The following is a 17175-nucleotide window of genomic DNA, read 5'->3' as shown; positions in this document are numbered from 1 at the left end:
TGTCGCGCGGGTTAATCCCTGACCGGATTCACGACCGGGGCATCCCAGGCCGGCAGCGGGATCCACTCGCCGGGGACGGACTCTCGGAGGATGAGCTCCGGCCGAAGGCGCTCCGCGAGATGAACGAGAAGTTCTTTCCCCGGACCCCAATAGGACCCGGAGTACACGCTGAGCGAGTAGTTTCCGTTGGTGCGAACGGTGTATTCGACGCAGAATCCGTCTTCAGACCAGCCAAGAAGATCCGTCGAGCTTTCGAAGTCATTTCGGACCTGGATTCTCCATCCCTGTGCTGCGAAATGCTTACGCATCGGCTCCAGATCCGCTTCATCACCCTTCGCCCCGGGAGGCTGAATGGTGCGCGCATCGTCGAGGAGGTAGCTGTTCTCCACCGTCATACCGGTCGGGGTGCGGTAGGCGGTCTCGTTGCCGCCATTCGGCAGGAGACCGGCACCGATCCAGCCCCACGGCCCATCGCTGATCACTAACTGCGCATCGCGGAGCATCTCCTGCAGACGCGTGTACCGCTCCGCATATAGCGCGTAGACCTCCTCTATGCTTATGGCTTCCGCCTCAGCCCGCGTCATCCCGGCATCGTCCTTGCCCATCAATGGGTCTCCTTTCACCCATGCACACCCCGTAACCGACAACACCACCACCGCCAATACGACAGTGGGCAACCCTCGCACCCACGCGCGCCTCATTCGGTGCTCCCGTTTGCGACGATCTTGGCAGTTCCGACTTGGGCGGCAGATTTCGGCGAGAGGTAGCCGACCCTGTCCGGGTCTGGTCTGACGTCTTTCCCCTTTCCAACTTCCGGATGCAGGTCGTGCCCTGTGACGTCGCGAGCCCCGGGGACGCCGACGGACGGGAACACCGTCACTCCATCGATATCTCGCGGATCCGTGCGCGAGGTGAACGTTATCGTGCGGCCGAACCCGGCGATCGGGTCGTTGCTTTCGGTGGCGAACACGTGACCCACGTTGAGGTCGGCCACTGAAGTGCCCGTCCCGAACCCCACCGAACCAAGCGAGGTGAACGTGGACGTTGGATACTTCGTGAGCTTGAGTGCGTACGACGCCGTCGTGGAACCGTACGAATGCCCGGTCACATTCACCCGCGCGGGTTCATTCCCTGGGCGGCCCGCGTGCAGACCGTCCAGGTAAATTGCGAGCGGCTTGGCACCATCCATCCCACGGTTAGGGGCCCCGACCTCCGATGGCGCCGGTGCGCGATAGCCGAACCATGACACCATCGCGTATGTCGAGTTGGAGTTCTCCTTCGATGCAGCTCGGGCGAGGTCTCTTCCAGCGCGAAGATGCGGTGCCAATCCGCCCGCAAGCTTCGAGCCTGCCCCCGGCACGTTGACCGTGACGTTCGTCGCCCTATCCAGGTCTCCCAGCGACACGGCAGCCGTCACGGCTCCGTTCCGTGCCCCGAAGTGCACGAGCTGGACAACCTGGTTCTCTCGCCCACCCGATATGCGATGTTTGTACGAGTCGGCGTCTTTGAGCGCCGCATCCAGCGCCTTGGCCTCCCCGATGAACTCATCGAGCGACCCCGGCTGATGGCGCGGGTCCATCGCCTCGTACACGGACGCCGGGTCCTTCAACGCCTTCTTCAGCACCGCGCGGTTGCAGGCGTCGCGGACCCCGAACGGAATCCCGTCGAGGTTGCCGAAAAGCTCCGGGGCCTTCTTCAGCAGCGCGGCCAGGCCCGGGGAGTCCTTCACCCGTCCCCACCACGTGGCAACCTCGTCCGGGGACGGCGGGTCGTCCAGCGCCTTCCACGCGAGTTGCGGGTTCTCGATGACAAGAGCCGCCCACTGCTCCGTCGTCAGCCGCTCCAGCGCGGTGAGGACTCCGGCACCACCGGACAGGTCGGCCGCCGTCAGCTTGCTCAGCGCCGTCGCGAACTCGCCGCGCTTCGACGGCTCGAACCTCGGTGCACCGGTCGCGGCCGCCTCCATCCCTTCCCGGAACGCCCATTCCCCTCGGGCGTGCTGCTCCTGAGCCCGTCGGCCCTGAGCTCGCGCCTCCGCCAGGCGCTGCTCCGCCGTCTCGATCTGCCGCCGGACCGGGTCCAGCGCCTTCTCCGCCGCCCGTACCTCGCGTTCGGCGGCTGCCAGTTGCGAGGCCGTCGGCACGGTGACACCGAGCGGCGGCGTCAGCCCCTGGTACATCGCGAAGGTGCGTTTCAACGCCTTCGCGGCGGCCTCGGAGCCTAAGAAGGCCGCGGACAGCTCGGCGAGCAGCTCGTGGCCCTCCTCGATCTCCTTCAGTGCGTGAACCGCAACCCGCAGAGCCACCCGGGATTGCGCGTGAGCGCCCTCCAATGCCTGGGACCACTGCGCAGCCGCGATCGCTCCGGCACGATGCTTCGACGCCGCCGTACGGTGCTGATCCACCACGGTGAGAACGCGCCCTGCGAACACCTGCGCGGCCATCCCGGACCACGCCGGCTCTCCCACCCGCGAATGGATGCGCTCCAGCGCGACGGTCTGCGCCTCCAGATGTCCCGCCGCCCACCTCAGCTGATGCGCGAGCGTGTCCACCTCCTCCGGATGGCCCGGCGTCGGGTCGTCCTCGAAGAGCAGCGGGGACCAATCGACCTCAGAAGACACGCGGCCCTCCACGGAACGATGCAGCACTCCGCGCGTCCCGCAGCTCGTACCCGTCAGCCGCCCCGGCCAGGATCGCGCGCAACTCCTCCACCGCGGCGGTCAGCGCCCGCTGACCCGGCCCCCAGTGCCCCTCGAAGCCCTCGAACGCCCACACCGCGGGCGGCGCACCCAATCGACGAACGTCGACCTCGGGACGATGGTACGGATCGTTCAGCGCCCCCAACTCGCCCGCCAACTCTCGCAACACTGCCGGCTTCACAGCAACCTTCATGTCGGCACCGCCTCCCGCGTCTCATCTACTCAAATACCGTACCGCAACTCTTATGGCGGTACTCTTTATGCGTGTATTGATTGCAGGCTTGCGTCGGTCAGATCCGCCCCATCCCGTTCGAGCGAATGAGTGTACGTTCGGACCGTGGTGAAGAACGCAGCGACCAAGTCAGCAGCCGCCGCGCCCGAGGCGGCCACGAAGCAAGCCCCCGCGGAGCCGGCGCCCGCGCCGAGCCCGGCGACACCGGCGCCCACGGCGCACTACGAGCCCCTGCTCCCCCGCATCCCGATCCTGGAGCTCTCGCCCCAGGTCGACGAGGGACTGTGGGCGGCGACGGCGTTCAGCGGCGAGGTGATCCCGTTCCGGGCGACCGCGTTCCGGGAGGGGCACGACAAGATCGGCGTGGATCTCATCCTGCTCGATCCCGCCGGGCAGCAGACCGAGCACCACATGCACCCGCTCGCCCCCGGCACCGACCGGTGGGAGGTGGAGGTGCAGCTCGACCAGACCGGCCTCTGGCGGTACCGCGTGCAGGCCTACGCCGACGAGTACGCCACCTGGCACCACAACGCCGAGGTGAAGGTCCCGGCCGGGATCGACGTCGAGCTGATGCTGACGATGGGTCACGACCTCCTCGTCCAGGCATCGAAGGACAAGCGGCGCAGCACCGCCGAGCGCCGTCACCTCTCCGAGGCCGCCAAGGTGGTCGCGGACACCAAGCGGCCGGTCGAGGAGCGCTTCCAGGCTGCGGTCGACGACCGCATCCAGCAGGTGCTCGCCGAGCGGCCCGTTGTGAGCCTGCCGTCCCTCTCGGCCACGCGCGCCATCCAGGTGGAGCGCACGCGCGCCGGCGTCGGCAGCTGGTACGAGTTCTTCCCGCGGTCCGAGGGTGCGAAGAAGCGGGCCAACGGCACCTGGCAGTCCGGCACCTTCCGCACGGCGGCGAAGCGCCTGCCCGAGGTCGCCGCGATGGGCTTCGACGTCGTCTATCTGCCGCCCATCCACCCGATCGGCCGCACGTTCCGCAAGGGACCGAACAACACGCTCGACGCGGGCCCCAACGATCCCGGATCGCCGTGGGCGATCGGCAGCGCCGAGGGCGGCCACGACGCCATCCACCCCGACCTGGGCACCGAGAAGGACTTCACGTTCTTCCTCGGCAAGGCCAAGCAGGCGGGCTTGGAGGTCGCGCTCGACCTGGCGTTGCAGGCGTCGCCCGACCACCCGTGGGTGAAGACCCATCCCGAGTGGTTCACCACCCTCCCCGACGGCACGATCGCCTACGCGGAGAACCCGCCGAAGAAGTACCAGGACATCTACCCGATCAACTTCGACAACGACTACGAGGGCCTTCGCCAGGAGGTGCTGCGCATCGTCCGGCATTGGATGGCTCTCGGCGTCCGCATCTTCCGCGTCGACAACCCGCACACCAAGCCGCTGCACTTCTGGGAATGGCTCATCCACACGGTGAACGAGACCGACCCGGACGTGGTGTTCCTCGCGGAGGCGTTCACGCGGCCCGCGCTCCTCCGCACCCTGGCGAAGGCCGGGTTCCAGCAGTCGTACTCGTACTTCACCTGGCGCAACACCAAGGAGGAACTGGAGGAGTTCCTCGACTCGATCGCGCATGAGACGGCCGACTACCTCCGCCCGAACCTGTTCGTGAACACCCCGGACATCCTCACCGAGTACCTGCAGTTCGGCGGCCAGCCGGCGTTCAAGGTGCGCGCGGCGATCGCCGCGACCGCCGCACCGACCTGGGGCGTCTACTCGGGTTACGAGCTGTTCGAGAACGTCGCCCGGCCCGGCGCCGAGGAGTACATCGACAACGAGAAGTACGAGTACCGTCCGCGCGACTACACCCGCGCGCAGCAGGAGGGACGCTCGCTCGCGGGCTACCTCACCATGCTGAACCGGGCGCGCAGCGAGCACCCGGCCCTGCGCCAGCTGCGCAACCTGTCGATCCACTGGAGCGACGACGACAGCGTCCTCGTCTACTCCAAGTACCTCGACGGGCGGTTCACCCGCAGCGGCAAGGCCGACGCGGTGATCGTAGTCGCGAACGTCGACCCGCACTCCGTGCGCGAGACGATAGTCCACCTCGACCCCACGCGGTTCGGGATCCCGTTCTGGCAGCAGTTCGAGGTGAAGGACCGGGTGACCGGGCAGCGCTGGACCTGGGGCACCGACAACTACGTGCGCCTCGACGCCTTCACCGAGCCCGTTCACATCCTGTCCGTCCGCCCGCTGTGACCGCCGACCGAGAGCTGAGGAGCCGCACCATGTCCCCCATCCCCGAAGGCGCCGCCGCCGTCGAACTGCCCGCCCTCGACGAGACCCTGCTCGCAACGATCGCCGCCGGCAGCCACCACGACCCGCACGCGGTGCTCGGGCAGCACCAGGTCAACGCGCCCGGCGTGGCCGACCCGGTCACCGTCATCCGCACCCTCCGGCCGCTCGCCAGGGAGGTCTTCGCCATCCTCTCGACCGGTGCGCACATCGAGCTCGCGCACGCCGGCTACGGCGTGTGGCAGGGCGTCGACATCGTCGGACCCGGCGCCTACCAGATCGAGGCGCGGTACGACGACGGCAGCACCTGGACCGCGGACGACCCGTACCGCTTCCAGCCGACCATCGGGCAGCTCGACCTGCACCTGATCGGCGAGGGCCGCCACGAGACGCTGTGGACGGCGCTCGGCGCGCACGTCCGCGACCTCGGCGGCGTCGTCGGCACCTCGTTCACCGTGTGGGCTCCGCACGCGCGCGCGGTCCGCGTGGTCGGGAACTTCAACGGCTGGGACGGCACGCTGTACTCGATGCGCAACATGGGCTCGTCGGGCGTCTGGGAGCTGTTCGTCCCCGGCCTCGGCGAGGGCGAGATCTACAAGTTCGACATCCTCACGCAGGACGGGCGCTGGGTGCGCAAGATCGACCCGCTCGCCCAGCTCGCCGAGACGCCGCCCGCGACCGCCTCCCGGATCACCGTCAGCCGCCACGCGTGGGAGGACGACGAGTGGATGACCTCCCGCGCCGCACACGACCCGCACGCCGGCCCGATGAGCGTCTACGAGCTGCACTTCGGCTCGTGGCGTCCCGGACTCGGCTACCGCGAGGCGGCGGACGAGCTGATCGACTACGTCGGCGCCCTCGGCTACACGCACGTGGAGTTCCTGCCGCTCGCCGAGCATCCCTTCGGCGGGTCGTGGGGATACCAGGTGACCGGCTACTACGCGCCGACAAGCCGGTTCGGCCACCCCGACGACCTCAAGTACCTCATCGACCGGCTGCACCAGGCCGGCATCGGCGTGATCCTCGACTGGGTCCCCGGCCACTTCCCCAAGGACGACTGGGCGCTCGCCCGGTTCGACGGCCAGCCGCTGTACGAGCACGCGGACCCGCGTCGCGGCGAGCACAAGGACTGGGGTACGTACATCTTCGACTACGGCAACTCGCAGGTGCGCAACTTCCTGGTCGCCAACGCGCTGTACTGGCTCGAGGAGTTCCACGTCGACGGTCTCCGCGTCGACGCCGTCGCGTCGATGCTGTACCTCGACTACTCCCGCAACGACGGCGAATGGGAGCCCAACATCCACGGCGGCCGCGAGAACCTGGAGGCGATCGGCTTCCTCCAGGAGGTCACCGCCACCGCATACAAGCGCAACCCGGGCACGGTGATGATCGCCGAGGAGTCCACCAGCTACCCGGGCGTCACCGCTCCCACCTCGTCGGGCGGCCTCGGCTTCGGGCTGAAGTGGAACATGGGCTGGATGCACGACTCGCTCCAGTACATCCACGAGGACCCCATGTACCGCAGCTACCACCACGGCGAGATCACGTTCTCGTTCGTCTACGCGTGGAGCGAGAACTTCCTCCTGCCGATCAGCCACGACGAGGTCGTGCACGGCAAGGGATCGCTCCTCAACAAGATGCCCGGCGATCACTGGCAGCAGCTGGCGAACGCCCGGGTCTTCCTCGCGTTCATGTGGGCGCATCCCGGCAAGCAGCTGCTGTTCATGGGCCAGGAGTTCGGGCAGCTGTCCGAGTGGAGCGAGGAGCGCGGGCTCGACTGGTGGATGCTCGACCAGCCGGCGCATCGCGGCCTCTGGAACCTCGTGGCGCAGCTCAACGCCGTGTACAAGGACAACCCGCAGCTGTGGGCGGCCGACAACGAGCCGCAGGGCTTCGAATGGCTCGACGGTTCGGACGCCCAGGGCAACGTCATCGCGTTCCTCCGCAAGGACCGCGACGGGTCGCCGATCGCCGTGGTCTTCAACTTCTCCGGGGCGCCGCACAGCGACTACCGCATCGGCCTGCCGTTCGCCGGCGAGTGGGAGGAACTGCTCAACACCGACGCCGAGACGTTCGGCGGGTCGGGCGTCGGCAACCTCGGCGCGGTCACCGCGACCGACGACCCGTGGATGGGACGCCCGGCCTCGGCCGTGCTCACCCTGCCGCCGCTCGGTGCGTTGTACCTGAAGCCGCGCGGCTGACACCGCGGTTCGTCATCGAGGGGACGCAACACGCCGTTATCGCCTGGGCGTAACGGCGTGTTGCGTCCCCTCGATGCCCGTGCGGAGGCTCAGGCCCGGGAATCGACCCAGGCGCTGTAGTGCACGCCGTCGACGGCGTGTTCGGGGACGAGGTTGCGGCCGGCGCGCCAGGTCGCGCCCAGTCCCCCGCCGAGGCGGATCGGCAGGATGAATCGACGGGTGCCGCTCGCGCGCTTCCACTGCTCCGCCAGCGACCGTGCCGACTCCACGCGCGGGCCGCCGATGTGCAGCACGCTATCCGGCTCCCCCGCGCCCTCGGCCACGTCGACCAGCACGCGAGCGACATCCCCCACCGCGATGGGCTGGAACCGGGTACCGCTCGGGGCGAGGAGGGCTCCCACCGGGCGGCCGCGCTCGAAGATGGCCGTGACGAAGTCGTGGAACTGGGTCGCGCGCACGATCCGGGTGTCGAGCGGCGACTCCCGGTACGCCCGCTCCTGCGCGGCCTTGGCGCGGTAATAACCGTACGAAGACCCCTCGACGCCCACGATCGAGAGCACCACCGCTCGGTGGACGCCGAAACGGGCAGCGGTGTGCACGAGGTTCTGCGCCCCGACGGCGAAGACGTGCGCGGCCCGCTTGCCGACCGCATTGCTGGTGTCGACGATGACGTCGACGCCGTCCACCGCCTCCTCGAGACCAGCACCGGTGACGAGGTCGGCCGTGACGTAGGCGGCGCCGTTCACGTAGGCGTCAGCGTCGTCGTCCGGCACCCGACGGGCGGCGACGACCACATCATGGCCCCTTTCGATCGCCTCGGCGGTGACGGCGCGACCGGCCAGGCCGGTGCCTCCGACGACGAGCACACGAGACATGGGCCATCACTCCTGAGCGGTGAGCGGAACGAGAACGCCGCCGACCGCGGCCCGTGGGGGTCGGGCTCAGTACAGCAGCGACGCCAGCCTAGCCCGGGCCTTGCCGACGCGCGGGTCGTCCACACCCACGATCTCGAAATACTCCAGGATGCGGGCGCGCACCTGCTCCTTGCCCGCAGCGTCGAGCGACGGGAAGAGGGTGAGGAGGCGGTCGAAGGCGTCCTCCACGTGTCCGCCGGAGATGTCGAGGTCGGCCACTCCGAGCTGGGCGTCGGCGTCGCGCGGGCTCTCGGCGGCCGCGGTGCGCAGCTCGTCGGCCGAGTGGCCGCTGAGCCGTGCGAGCAGGCTCACCTGCGCGAGGCCCGCGGCGGCCATGGTGTCGCGCGGGTCCTGGGCGATCGCCGTGCGGTAAGCGCGGATGGCGCCCTCGTAGTCCCCGCGGTCGATCGCGTCGTACGCCTCCTGGTGCAGCGGGGGCAGCGGCGGCTCGGGGGCGGTCTCCGGGGCGGCGGCGTCGCCGTCGCTTTCGGCACCGTCCGGGCCTCCCTCGACGGTCACCGACTCGGTCACGCCGTTCTGCGCTGCCAGCTGCAGCAGCTGCTCGAACACGTCACGGAGCTGGTCCTCGGCGACGACACCGGCGAACAGCTGGACCGGACGGCCCGCTACGAGCGCCGCGACCGTGGGCACCGCCTGGGACTGGAACGCCTGGGTGAGCTGCGGGTTCGCGTCCACATCGATCTTCACGCCGACGAGACGGCCCCGGAAGCTGCCGACGGCTCGATCCAGCACCGGCGCGAACTGCTGCCACTGCTCGGATCGTTCCGTGCCGAGGCCGACGACGATCGGCACGCGCATCGACAGGTCGATGAAGTCGTTGAAGTTGGCGTCCGTGCCCTCGAAGTACAGGCTCGGCAGCGTCAGGTCGCCCGTCGCCTGACCGGCAGCGGCACCGGAGGCACCGGGGGCAGCGCCCGCAGCGCCCGCAGGCGGACGGTTGACGAGAGAGCTGAGATCGACGGCCCCGCGCAGGTTGGTGGGCGGGGGCGGGACGTTGCTCATTGATCCTCCACGTGTCGGGGCTCGAACAGGTCCGGCACGACTGTCCAGGATACTCGCGTCGCCGCCGACCGTTACGGGATCTGCTCGGCCGAGGTCATGCCCTGAGCGAACCCGAGCAGCGTGATCTTGGCGTCGGAACCCGCCGGCGGCACGTAGAACGCGAGCTGGTAGCCGAAGTCGGACTGGATGCCGGTCTTCGACGACGCCACCCCGCTGAGAGCGGCCGCGGTCGCCCCTGCGCTCACCTCGGCGCCGGCCTCGACGACCTTCAGCACCTGCGATTCCTTGAGGTCGGTCCAGACGATCGCGCCGGAGTCGTTGGTCGCCATGGCGACGTCCTTGCCGTCACCGGGCGCGCTCGTGAACGTCAGCGACGCGGTGGCCGGGACGGCCGCCTTCTGCTTCGCCTTCCAATCGGCGCCCACCTGCGTGCGCAGGGTGTCGCCCTCGGCGCTGAACAGACTCGCGTACTGGCTCTTGTCGCCGTTCATCAGGACATCGCCATACGCGGCGGCCACCTTCTCCGGTGGCAGGGCGAGCAGCTTGGAGTCGGGCGGGACGACCGCCGAACCGATGCTCGCCGGGGCGAGGTTGGGCACCTTGGCCTTCGGCTCGAGCGAGACGGCGTACTCCACCTGGTAGTTGTCGCGCGGCGTCGCCTGCACGAGAGTCAGCGCGATCGGCGCCTGGGCGTTGCCCTTGGCGTCCTTCGGGCTGTCGATGACGGCGGCGACGGTTCGCGGCCAGGTGTCGGTCGCCTGCGGCAGCGAGAGCACGATAGGGCTGGCCGGGATGGCGGGCAGCGCCGGCTCGTCCGCCTTCTTCGCGCGGATGGCGTAGTTCGCGGTGCGCAGCTGCAGCGCCGGGCCGGTGAAGCGCGCCTTGGCCAGGTCGGGGCTGGCCTTGGCATCGGCCTGACCCGCGGCGTCGGAGATGCGCTTGACGATGCGCTCGAGCTGCGGGACCGTCACGGCGGGCGGGAGCTGCCCCTGGGCGTCCGGGGCCTCGGTCGCGAGCGGGGTCGCGGTCTTCGACGGGGTGGTGGCCGCGTTCGTGCCGGCGGTGCAGCCGGTCAGCGCCAGGGCTCCGGCCACGGCGACGGGCAGGATGACGCGTGCGCGACGGCTGGAACGGCGGCCGCGCGGGGTGGTCTCGATCATGGCGGTGGGCTTGTACTTGGGAGCCTTGGGCAGCTTCGGCATCTTCGGGCCGCTCTTGCGACGCGGGCCGCGCGAACGGCGGTGGGTGTACAGGCCCCAGAGGTACAGGGCGATGCCGATGACGAGCAGGATGAGCCCGCCGATGATGAGCGGGAACGCCCACGGGGTGCTGGAGTCGACCGGCCAGGTCACGGTCACCCGCGACGGGGCGGCCTTGGTGCCGTCGGTGGCGACGATGACGCTCACGTCGTCGGGGATGTTCATGCGCGTGACCTGGGCGGATTCGCCGTCGAACTCCTCGAGCCACAGGTCCGAGCCCGCCGGGTTGGGCCCCGCGGTCGCGCTGGTCGTGGAGTCGGTGGTCCCGCCCGCCGCCGCGGTGGGCGTTGGGGTGGGAGTCGGCGTCGCCGTGGAGGTGGACTCGTCGCCGCTCGCAGCGGTCGGCTTCGGCGTCACGGCCTTGGTCGTCAGATCGCCGGTGGCCTTCTGATAGCGCACGGCGACGTACTTCTGGTCGCCGAGCCACGCCTTCACGTCCGCTGTGCGGCCGTAAGCCACGACCGGCGTGGCGCCCGCCGGGGCGTCCGAGATCGTCAGCGTCTGCTGGCCGGGATGTGCATTGAGCGCCGAGCCGTCGATCACCAGGTAACGCGGGTCTCCGGAGACGGTCGCGCCGGCCTCGATACGGGTCGGCGGCGCGAAGACGGTGCGCTGCGCGATGCCGGCCACGATCATGACCGCGGCGACGACGAACGCGACGATGGCGAGTACGAAACGCAAGCAGGACTCCTCATGTGCCGAAGTTCGGGGGCGGGCACAGTCACACGACGATACCGGACATGCCTGAAAGGCAGCTAACCCTTGCCTGGACGCTTTCGGCACCCCCCGTGCGGGCGCACAGCCGTGAATTGTAGGATCGTCGCTGGCGCGCGCGCGGCGGGTCGACCCGAACATCCCCCAGGAGTAACAACAGTGGCCACCGACGAATCCACCTTCACGCAGGCCTTCCGCGGCTATGACAAGGACGAGGTCGACAAGGCGCTGCAGGAGCTGCGACGCGAACTCATCGCGTCCAACACCAAGGCAGCCGACTCCGCCAAGGAGATCAAGCGGCTCCAGGCGCGCATCGACGACCTCAACTCCGAGATCGAGGAGGTCGGCAGCCCGACCTACTCCGGACTCGGCACGAAGCTCGAGAACACCCTCCGGGTCGCCGAGGAGCAGTCCACCCGCCTGATCGCTCAGGCCGACATCGACGCCGAGAAGCTGCGCGCCGGCGTGGCGGCCGAGATCGAGAAGGTCAAGAAGGCGGCTGCCGCGCAGGCCGAGCGCATCCTGGCCGACGCCCAGGCCCGCGCCACGACGCTGCTCGAGGACGCCCAGATCGAGTCGGGCGAACTGCTCACCAAGACCCGCGCCGACAAGGAGACCCTGCTCAACGACGCGATGCGCGAGGCGGCCGCCATCCGCGGCGCCGTCGCCACCGAGGCAGCGGAACTGCGCGCCACGAGCAAGCGCGAGGCCGCCGCCGTGCGCGCGGAGGCCGACCGGGAGGCCGCGGAGCTGAAGGCCGTCGCGTCCCGCGAGGCGGAGGCCGCACGGGCCGAGGCCGCCGAGCTCGACCGCACGATCGCCGCCCGCCGCGCCGAGCTTGAGAACGCGCTGGCCGAGGACCGCGCCGCGTTCGAGCGTGAGGCCGCTCAGACCCGCCTGGAGCTGGACCGCCGCGTCGCCGAGACGGCGGACCGTCTCGCCGCCGAGGAGACCGAGACGCGCAACGCCCTCGCTGCGGAGGCCGCGCAGGCCCGGGCGGACCTCGCCGCCGAAGTGGAGCAGCAGCGCTCCGAGCTGGCGGGCGCCGCCGCGCAGACCCGCGCCGACCTCGAGAACGAGGAGAAGACCCGCCGCCTCGCGCTCGCGACCGAGGTGGAGCAGACGACGAAGTCCCTGGCAGCCGAGGTCGAGCAGACGAAGGCCGCCCTCGCCGCCGAGGTGGAGCAGGCACGGTCCGCTCTCGACGCCGACGTCACCACCACCCGCAGTGCGCTGGCCGATGAGGTGGAGCGCATGAAGGCCGAGCTGGCCGACGAGGTCACCCGCACCCGTTCCGCCATGGCCGAAGAGGTGTCGCGCACGAAGTCGGAGCTCGAGACCGAGGCGACCACCACGCGGTCCGCGCTGGAGAACGAGGTCACCTCCACCCGCGCTGCGCTCGAGAGCGAGGTGACCACGACCAAGACCGCTCTCGCCGAGGAGGTCGAGCGCACCACCACACAGCTCGCCGACGACGTGCTCCAGACCCGCACCACGCTCGAGAAGGAGACCACGGAGACGCGGACCGCCCTCGAGGCGGACCGCGCGGCCACCGCCGCGCAGCTGGCCGCCGACCGCGAGCAGACCGCGAGCGAGCTGGCCGCCGAGGTCGAGCAGACCCGCGCCCGCCTCGCCGCCGACGCCGAGCGCCAGCGCCGCGAGCTGGACTCCGACGCCGCCGACCTGCGCGCGGAGCTCGCCACCGAGGTCGACACCGCCCGCTCCGCGCTGGCGGACGAGATCGCCCGTGAGCGCAGTGCGCTGGAGGCGGAGCTGACCGCCGAGCGCGCCCGTCTCGCCGCCGAGGTCGAGTCCACCACCGCCGCCCTCGCCGCTGAGGTCGAGCAGGCCCGGTCCAGCCTCGAGACCGAGGTCACGACGACGAAGGCCGCGCTCGCCGCGGAGGTCGAGCAGACCAAGAAGGCGCTCGAGGCCGAGGTCACGACGACGAAGGCAGGGCTGGCCGACGAGGTCGAGCGCACGCAGACCGAGCTGGCGGCCGAGGTCGAGCAGACCAAGGCGGAGCTCGCGGCCGAGGTCGAGCAGACGACGTCAGCGCTCGAGACCGAGGTGACGACCACGAAGTCGGCGCTGGCCGCCGAGGTCGAGCAGACCAGGAAGGCCCTCGCCGCCGAGGTCGCGCAGACCAAGAGCGCCCTCGCCGCGGAGTCGGAGCAGACGCGCAGTCGTCTCGCCGAAGACATCCGGAGCACCACGACCGACCTCGCCGACAAGCGCGAGGCGACCGAGAACGAGCTCGCCGACCAGCGGGAGCAGCAGCGCCTGGAACTGGAGCGCGAGGCCGAGCGCATCCGCGTCACCCTCGCCGACGAGGCGCAGCAGACGCGCGTCGCGCTCGAGAAGGAGACCGCCGACGCCCGGGCCGAGCTGGCACGCGAGGTCGCGGAGGCGCGAACGGCCCTCCAGGCCGAGCTCGCCGAGCGCACGGCCGCCTTCGAGCAGGAGGCCGCCGGCGCCCGGGCCGCGCTCGACACCGAGCTGACGACCCTCCGCACCAGCACCCTGGAGGAGGTGGAGGCGCGCACGCGCGAGATGGAGCAGGCGCGCATCGACCTCGACGTCGAGCTCCGCGCCCGCCGCGACGAGGCCGAGAAGGAATACCTCGCCCGTCACCAGGAGGCGGTCGCCCAGACGCAGAAGTACCTCGACGAGGCGAACGTCCAGCTGGCGGACGCGGTCAAGCGGACCGCCCAGGCCCGCTCCGAGGCGGAGGCCTTCGAGACCGAGGCCCGGCGCACCGTCACCGAGGCCCGCAAGAAGGCCGAGGACACCGCGGCCGCGATCATCCGGGACGCCGAGGAGCGCTCCGACGCGCTCCTCGCCGAGACGGAAGAGCGGACGCAACGCCTGGTCGCCGACGCGGAGGAGCGCCTGGCCCAGATTAGGATCGAGCGTGAGGCCGTGGCCGGGTACTTCGAGAACCTCCGGGGCGTCCTGCAGCAGGCCGAGAAGGTGACCGCAGACCGCGACTGATCCCAGGGGGAACACGTGAAGATCCAGAACCCGTTCCGCCTCGGTCTCATCGGTGTCCTCGGCGTCGGCCTGGGACTGCTCATCCTCAGCGCCATCGTCAGCCTGGCGACGATCATCACCTACATCGGCGCTGCGCTGTTCCTGGCGCTCGGCATCGAGCCGCTGATCTCGTTCCTGGAGCGCCGCCGCTTCCCGCGCTGGCTGGCCCTCGTGGTCACGCTGGTCATCATCATCGGCGCGTTCATCGGCCTGATCTGGGCGATCGTGCCGGTCGCGGTCGGCCAGGCGACCCAGCTGGTCAACAACACCATCGAGTGGGTGAACAACGGCGGCGCCGAGGACTGGTTCCTCAGCCTCCGCCACCAGTTCCCGGGCATCGTCAATCAGCAGAACATCGACGCCGTCACCAAGTGGCTGCAGCAGAACCTGCCGGACATCACCTCCAAGGTGCTGCAGACCGGCGTGGGCATCGTGCAGGGCATCTTCGGCGTCATCATCGTCATCATCCTGACCATCTACTTCACGGCGTCGCTGCCGAGCATCAAGCGGTCGGCGTACCAGCTCGTCCCCGCCTCCCGCCGGGCGCGTTTCGCCGACATCGGCGACCAGATCACCGACTCGGTCGGCAAGTACGTCATGGGCCAGGTGTCGCTCGCGCTCGTCAACGGCGTCCTCAGCGCGATCTTCCTGACGGTGATCGGCGCGAAGTTCCCGATCCTGCTGGCGTCGATCGCGTTCTTCTTCTCGTTGATCCCGCTCGTCGGAACCATCACCGGCTCGGTCATCATCGTTGCGGCCTGCTTCCTCTCCGGAACGCCGACCGCGATCGCCGCCGCCATCTACTACCTGATCTACATGCAGGTGGAGGCGTACGTACTGAGCCCGCGCATCATGAACCGAGCCGTCTCGGTCCCGGGCGCCCTGGTCGTGGTCGCGGCCCTCGCCGGCGGCACGCTGCTGGGCATCCTCGGGGCGCTCGTGGCCATCCCGTTCGCTGCGGCCATCCTGCTCATCGTGAAGCAGGTCGTGATCCCGCGGCAGAACGAGCTGTAGCTCAGGCTCCGGACGCGGCGGGCCACTCGGTCGGCAGCGGCAGGGCGGACGGGTTCACGCGCTGCACGATCTCGCTGAGCACCCGGCGCGTCTGGTTCTCGCCGACCCACAGGTGCTTGCCGCCCTCCACGTCGACCAGCTCGATCTGCGGGAACGGTGCGAACTTCTGCTCGGCCTCGGCGGGCCGCAGGAAGTCGTCGTGCTCCGGGATGAGGGCGACGACCGGGCGCGTCTCCCCCGCCCACGCGGCCAGGTGGTGCGGCTTGGCGCGGTGGAGCGGCGGGGACAGCAGGATGACGCCGTCGACCGGGAGCTCTCGGCCGTACATCAGCGCGAGCTCGGTGCCGAACGACCAACCAACCAGCCACGGATGCGGAAGACCCCGCTCGGCGACGAATGCCATGGCGGCCTCCACGTCGTAACGCTCCCCCACGCCGTCATCGAAGGCGCCCTGGCTGCGACCCCGCGGTGAGGCGGTGCCGCGCGTGTTGAAACGCAGCACGGCGATGTCGGCGAGGGCAGGCAGCCGCGCCGCGGCCTTCCGGAGGATGTGCGAGTCCATGAAGCCACCCGCCGTCGGAAGCGGGTGGAGCGTGACGAGGGTCGCCACGGGATCCCGGTCCAGAGGGCTCGAAAGCTCACCCACGAGCGTCAGGCCGTCCCGGGTCCGCAGCTCGATGTCCTCGCGCCGCGCGGGCAGCTCGACGCCGCCGCGGATCTCGGTGGTCGTTCCTTCGGTGCTCATGCGATCCTCCAGCAGGACTCGTGCCAATGCCGTCGCGCGGCGAGGTCGGCGGCGTCGCCCAGGACGCCGTCGGCGCGCCACGCGACGAGGTGCGCCGTCCCGGGCGGGATGTCGCGCCCGCAGCCCGGGCAGACGTACGTCTTCTGGGCCTGGACGGCCGACACCGGCTGCACGTTCCATTCGACGCCGCGCCGGGTCTCCGTGCGTCGCCAGCCGGCGAGCAGGCGATCGAGACCGTCCGGCTCCTCCTCCCGGCGACCGGCTGAGCGGCCTCGGGGACGGTTGGAGCGCGGCATGCGTCCAGTCTAGGCGCGTGGCCGCGCCGGACGGGTCAGTACCAGCCGGAGGACTCGGAGTGCGCCCAGGCGCCGCAGGGGGTGCCGTAACGGCCGGCGATGTAGCCGAGACCCCAGTTGATCTGGACCGACGCGTCGGTCTCCCAGCCGGGGCCCATCTTGCTCCCGGGGAGAGCCTGCGGGATGCCGTAGGCGCCGCTGGGGTTCGCCGCGTTCACGCGCCAGCCGGACTCGCGGCTCCACAGGGAGTCGAGGCAGCCCCACTGGTCGTCGCCCCAGCCACGGGCCTGCATCATCTGGTAGCCCAGGTCGCGGGCCGTGCCGGCCGTCGGGATCGGGGCGGACGGATTGCTGCTGCGCGAGGACGATGACGAGGACTTCTTCGACGCGGTCGGAGTGGGCGTCGGCGTCGGCGTCGGAGTGGGCTTGGCCTTCACCGAGACGGGTTCGCGCGTGATGGTCTGCGCGGGCGCATCCGGAGCCGTCAGCTCCTGAGCGGGGGCGCCTTCGTAGCGCTCGGTCATGGGGATCTGCTGCAGCGACTCCGCGTACGCCGGGGTGGTCGTCGTGCCCGAGAACGGGTCGATGACGTTGACCAGGGCGAACCCGGCCACGGCGATGAAGGCGAAGCCCGCGATGGCTGCACGGGACCGGACATGCGGATGCCTGGACCGCTTGAACGCGACCCCGACCGGGTTGGCCGGACTCAGCGGTACGATCTCCGCCTCAGTTGCTCGTCTACCCACGATCACAGAACGATAACGGAGATCGCCGGAAAACCCAAGATTCCGCCCCC

The 17175-nt window shown here is 70.0% G+C and carries 13 protein-coding genes; 4 read left to right on the top strand and 9 right to left on the bottom strand.

The features are described from left to right. Positions 1-11: 11 nt before the first annotated feature. From AB0P25_RS15765 to AB0P25_RS15755, 3 genes are all read right to left on the bottom strand, one after another. Complete coding sequence (locus tag AB0P25_RS15765) at positions 12-605, bottom strand: hypothetical protein (RefSeq protein WP_363808560.1); 594 nt, start codon at positions 603-605, stop codon at positions 12-14. Between the two features lie 92 nt (positions 606-697). After that, positions 698-2620, bottom strand: coding sequence for an alpha/beta hydrolase (locus AB0P25_RS15760; protein WP_363808558.1), 1923 nt, complete (start codon positions 2618-2620; stop codon positions 698-700). Next, the gene (locus tag AB0P25_RS15755; RefSeq protein WP_363808556.1) at positions 2610-2891 is read right to left on the bottom strand and encodes a hypothetical protein; all 282 of its coding nucleotides are present in this window, start codon (positions 2889-2891) and stop codon (positions 2610-2612) included. Before AB0P25_RS15755 ends, AB0P25_RS15760 begins: the two co-directional genes overlap by 11 nt. Positions 2892-3179: 288 nt before the next feature. Here AB0P25_RS15755 and AB0P25_RS15750 point away from each other — a divergent pair, with 288 nt between their 5' ends. Both AB0P25_RS15750 and glgB read left to right on the top strand, forming a co-directional pair. Then, a complete protein-coding gene (locus AB0P25_RS15750) occupies positions 3180-5144 on the top strand; it encodes an alpha-1,4-glucan--maltose-1-phosphate maltosyltransferase (RefSeq protein ID WP_363809322.1) in 1965 nt (654 codons plus the stop codon). A 29-nt stretch (positions 5145-5173) separates the two neighbouring features. Then, complete coding sequence (glgB, locus tag AB0P25_RS15745; protein ID WP_363808555.1) at positions 5174-7381, top strand: 1,4-alpha-glucan branching protein GlgB; 2208 nt, start codon at positions 5174-5176, stop codon at positions 7379-7381. An 89-nt stretch (positions 7382-7470) separates the two neighbouring features. Here the strand turns inward: glgB and AB0P25_RS15740 are convergent, their stop codons facing one another. The 3 genes from AB0P25_RS15740 to AB0P25_RS15730 form a co-directional block, all read right to left on the bottom strand. Continuing rightward, complete coding sequence (locus tag AB0P25_RS15740; RefSeq protein ID WP_363808554.1) at positions 7471-8256, bottom strand: NAD(P)H-binding protein; 786 nt, start codon at positions 8254-8256, stop codon at positions 7471-7473. 66 nt (positions 8257-8322) lie between these two features. Next, complete coding sequence (locus AB0P25_RS15735; RefSeq protein WP_363808553.1) at positions 8323-9318, bottom strand: tetratricopeptide repeat protein; 996 nt, start codon at positions 9316-9318, stop codon at positions 8323-8325. 71 nt (positions 9319-9389) lie between these two features. Beyond that, a complete protein-coding gene (locus AB0P25_RS15730; RefSeq protein WP_363808552.1) occupies positions 9390-11258 on the bottom strand; it encodes a hypothetical protein in 1869 nt (622 codons plus the stop codon). Between the two features lie 192 nt (positions 11259-11450). Here AB0P25_RS15730 and AB0P25_RS15725 point away from each other — a divergent pair, with 192 nt between their 5' ends. After that, complete coding sequence (locus tag AB0P25_RS15725) at positions 11451-14285, top strand: DivIVA domain-containing protein (protein WP_363808551.1); 2835 nt, start codon at positions 11451-11453, stop codon at positions 14283-14285. A 15-nt stretch (positions 14286-14300) separates the two neighbouring features. Continuing rightward, on the top strand, positions 14301-15338 hold the full coding sequence (locus AB0P25_RS15720) for an AI-2E family transporter (RefSeq protein WP_363808549.1): 1038 nt from the start codon (positions 14301-14303) through the stop codon (positions 15336-15338). 1 nt (position 15339) lies between these two features. Here the strand turns inward: AB0P25_RS15720 and AB0P25_RS15715 are convergent, their stop codons facing one another. The 3 genes from AB0P25_RS15715 to AB0P25_RS15705 are packed head-to-tail and all read right to left on the bottom strand — an operon-like array spanning position 15340 to position 17125. Further along, complete coding sequence (locus AB0P25_RS15715) at positions 15340-16083, bottom strand: alpha/beta hydrolase (RefSeq protein ID WP_363808548.1); 744 nt, start codon at positions 16081-16083, stop codon at positions 15340-15342. Next, positions 16080-16379 carry a hypothetical protein gene (locus AB0P25_RS15710; protein ID WP_363808547.1) on the bottom strand — a complete coding sequence of 100 codons (300 nt, stop codon included), beginning with the start codon at positions 16377-16379 and terminating at the stop codon, positions 16080-16082. Before AB0P25_RS15710 ends, AB0P25_RS15715 begins: the two co-directional genes overlap by 4 nt. 35 nt (positions 16380-16414) lie before the next feature. After that, positions 16415-17125: a lytic transglycosylase domain-containing protein gene (locus AB0P25_RS15705; RefSeq protein WP_363808545.1), complete on the bottom strand. Its 711-nt coding sequence runs from the start codon at positions 17123-17125 to the stop codon at positions 16415-16417. Between the last annotated feature and the right edge of the window lie 50 nt (positions 17126-17175).

This window comes from Leifsonia sp. NPDC077715, from assembly GCF_040686855.1.
Lineage (GTDB): Bacteria > Actinomycetota > Actinomycetes > Actinomycetales > Microbacteriaceae > Leifsonia.
Note: the sequence above shows the minus strand (reverse complement) of the source record. Positions and strands in the feature narration are given on the sequence as shown.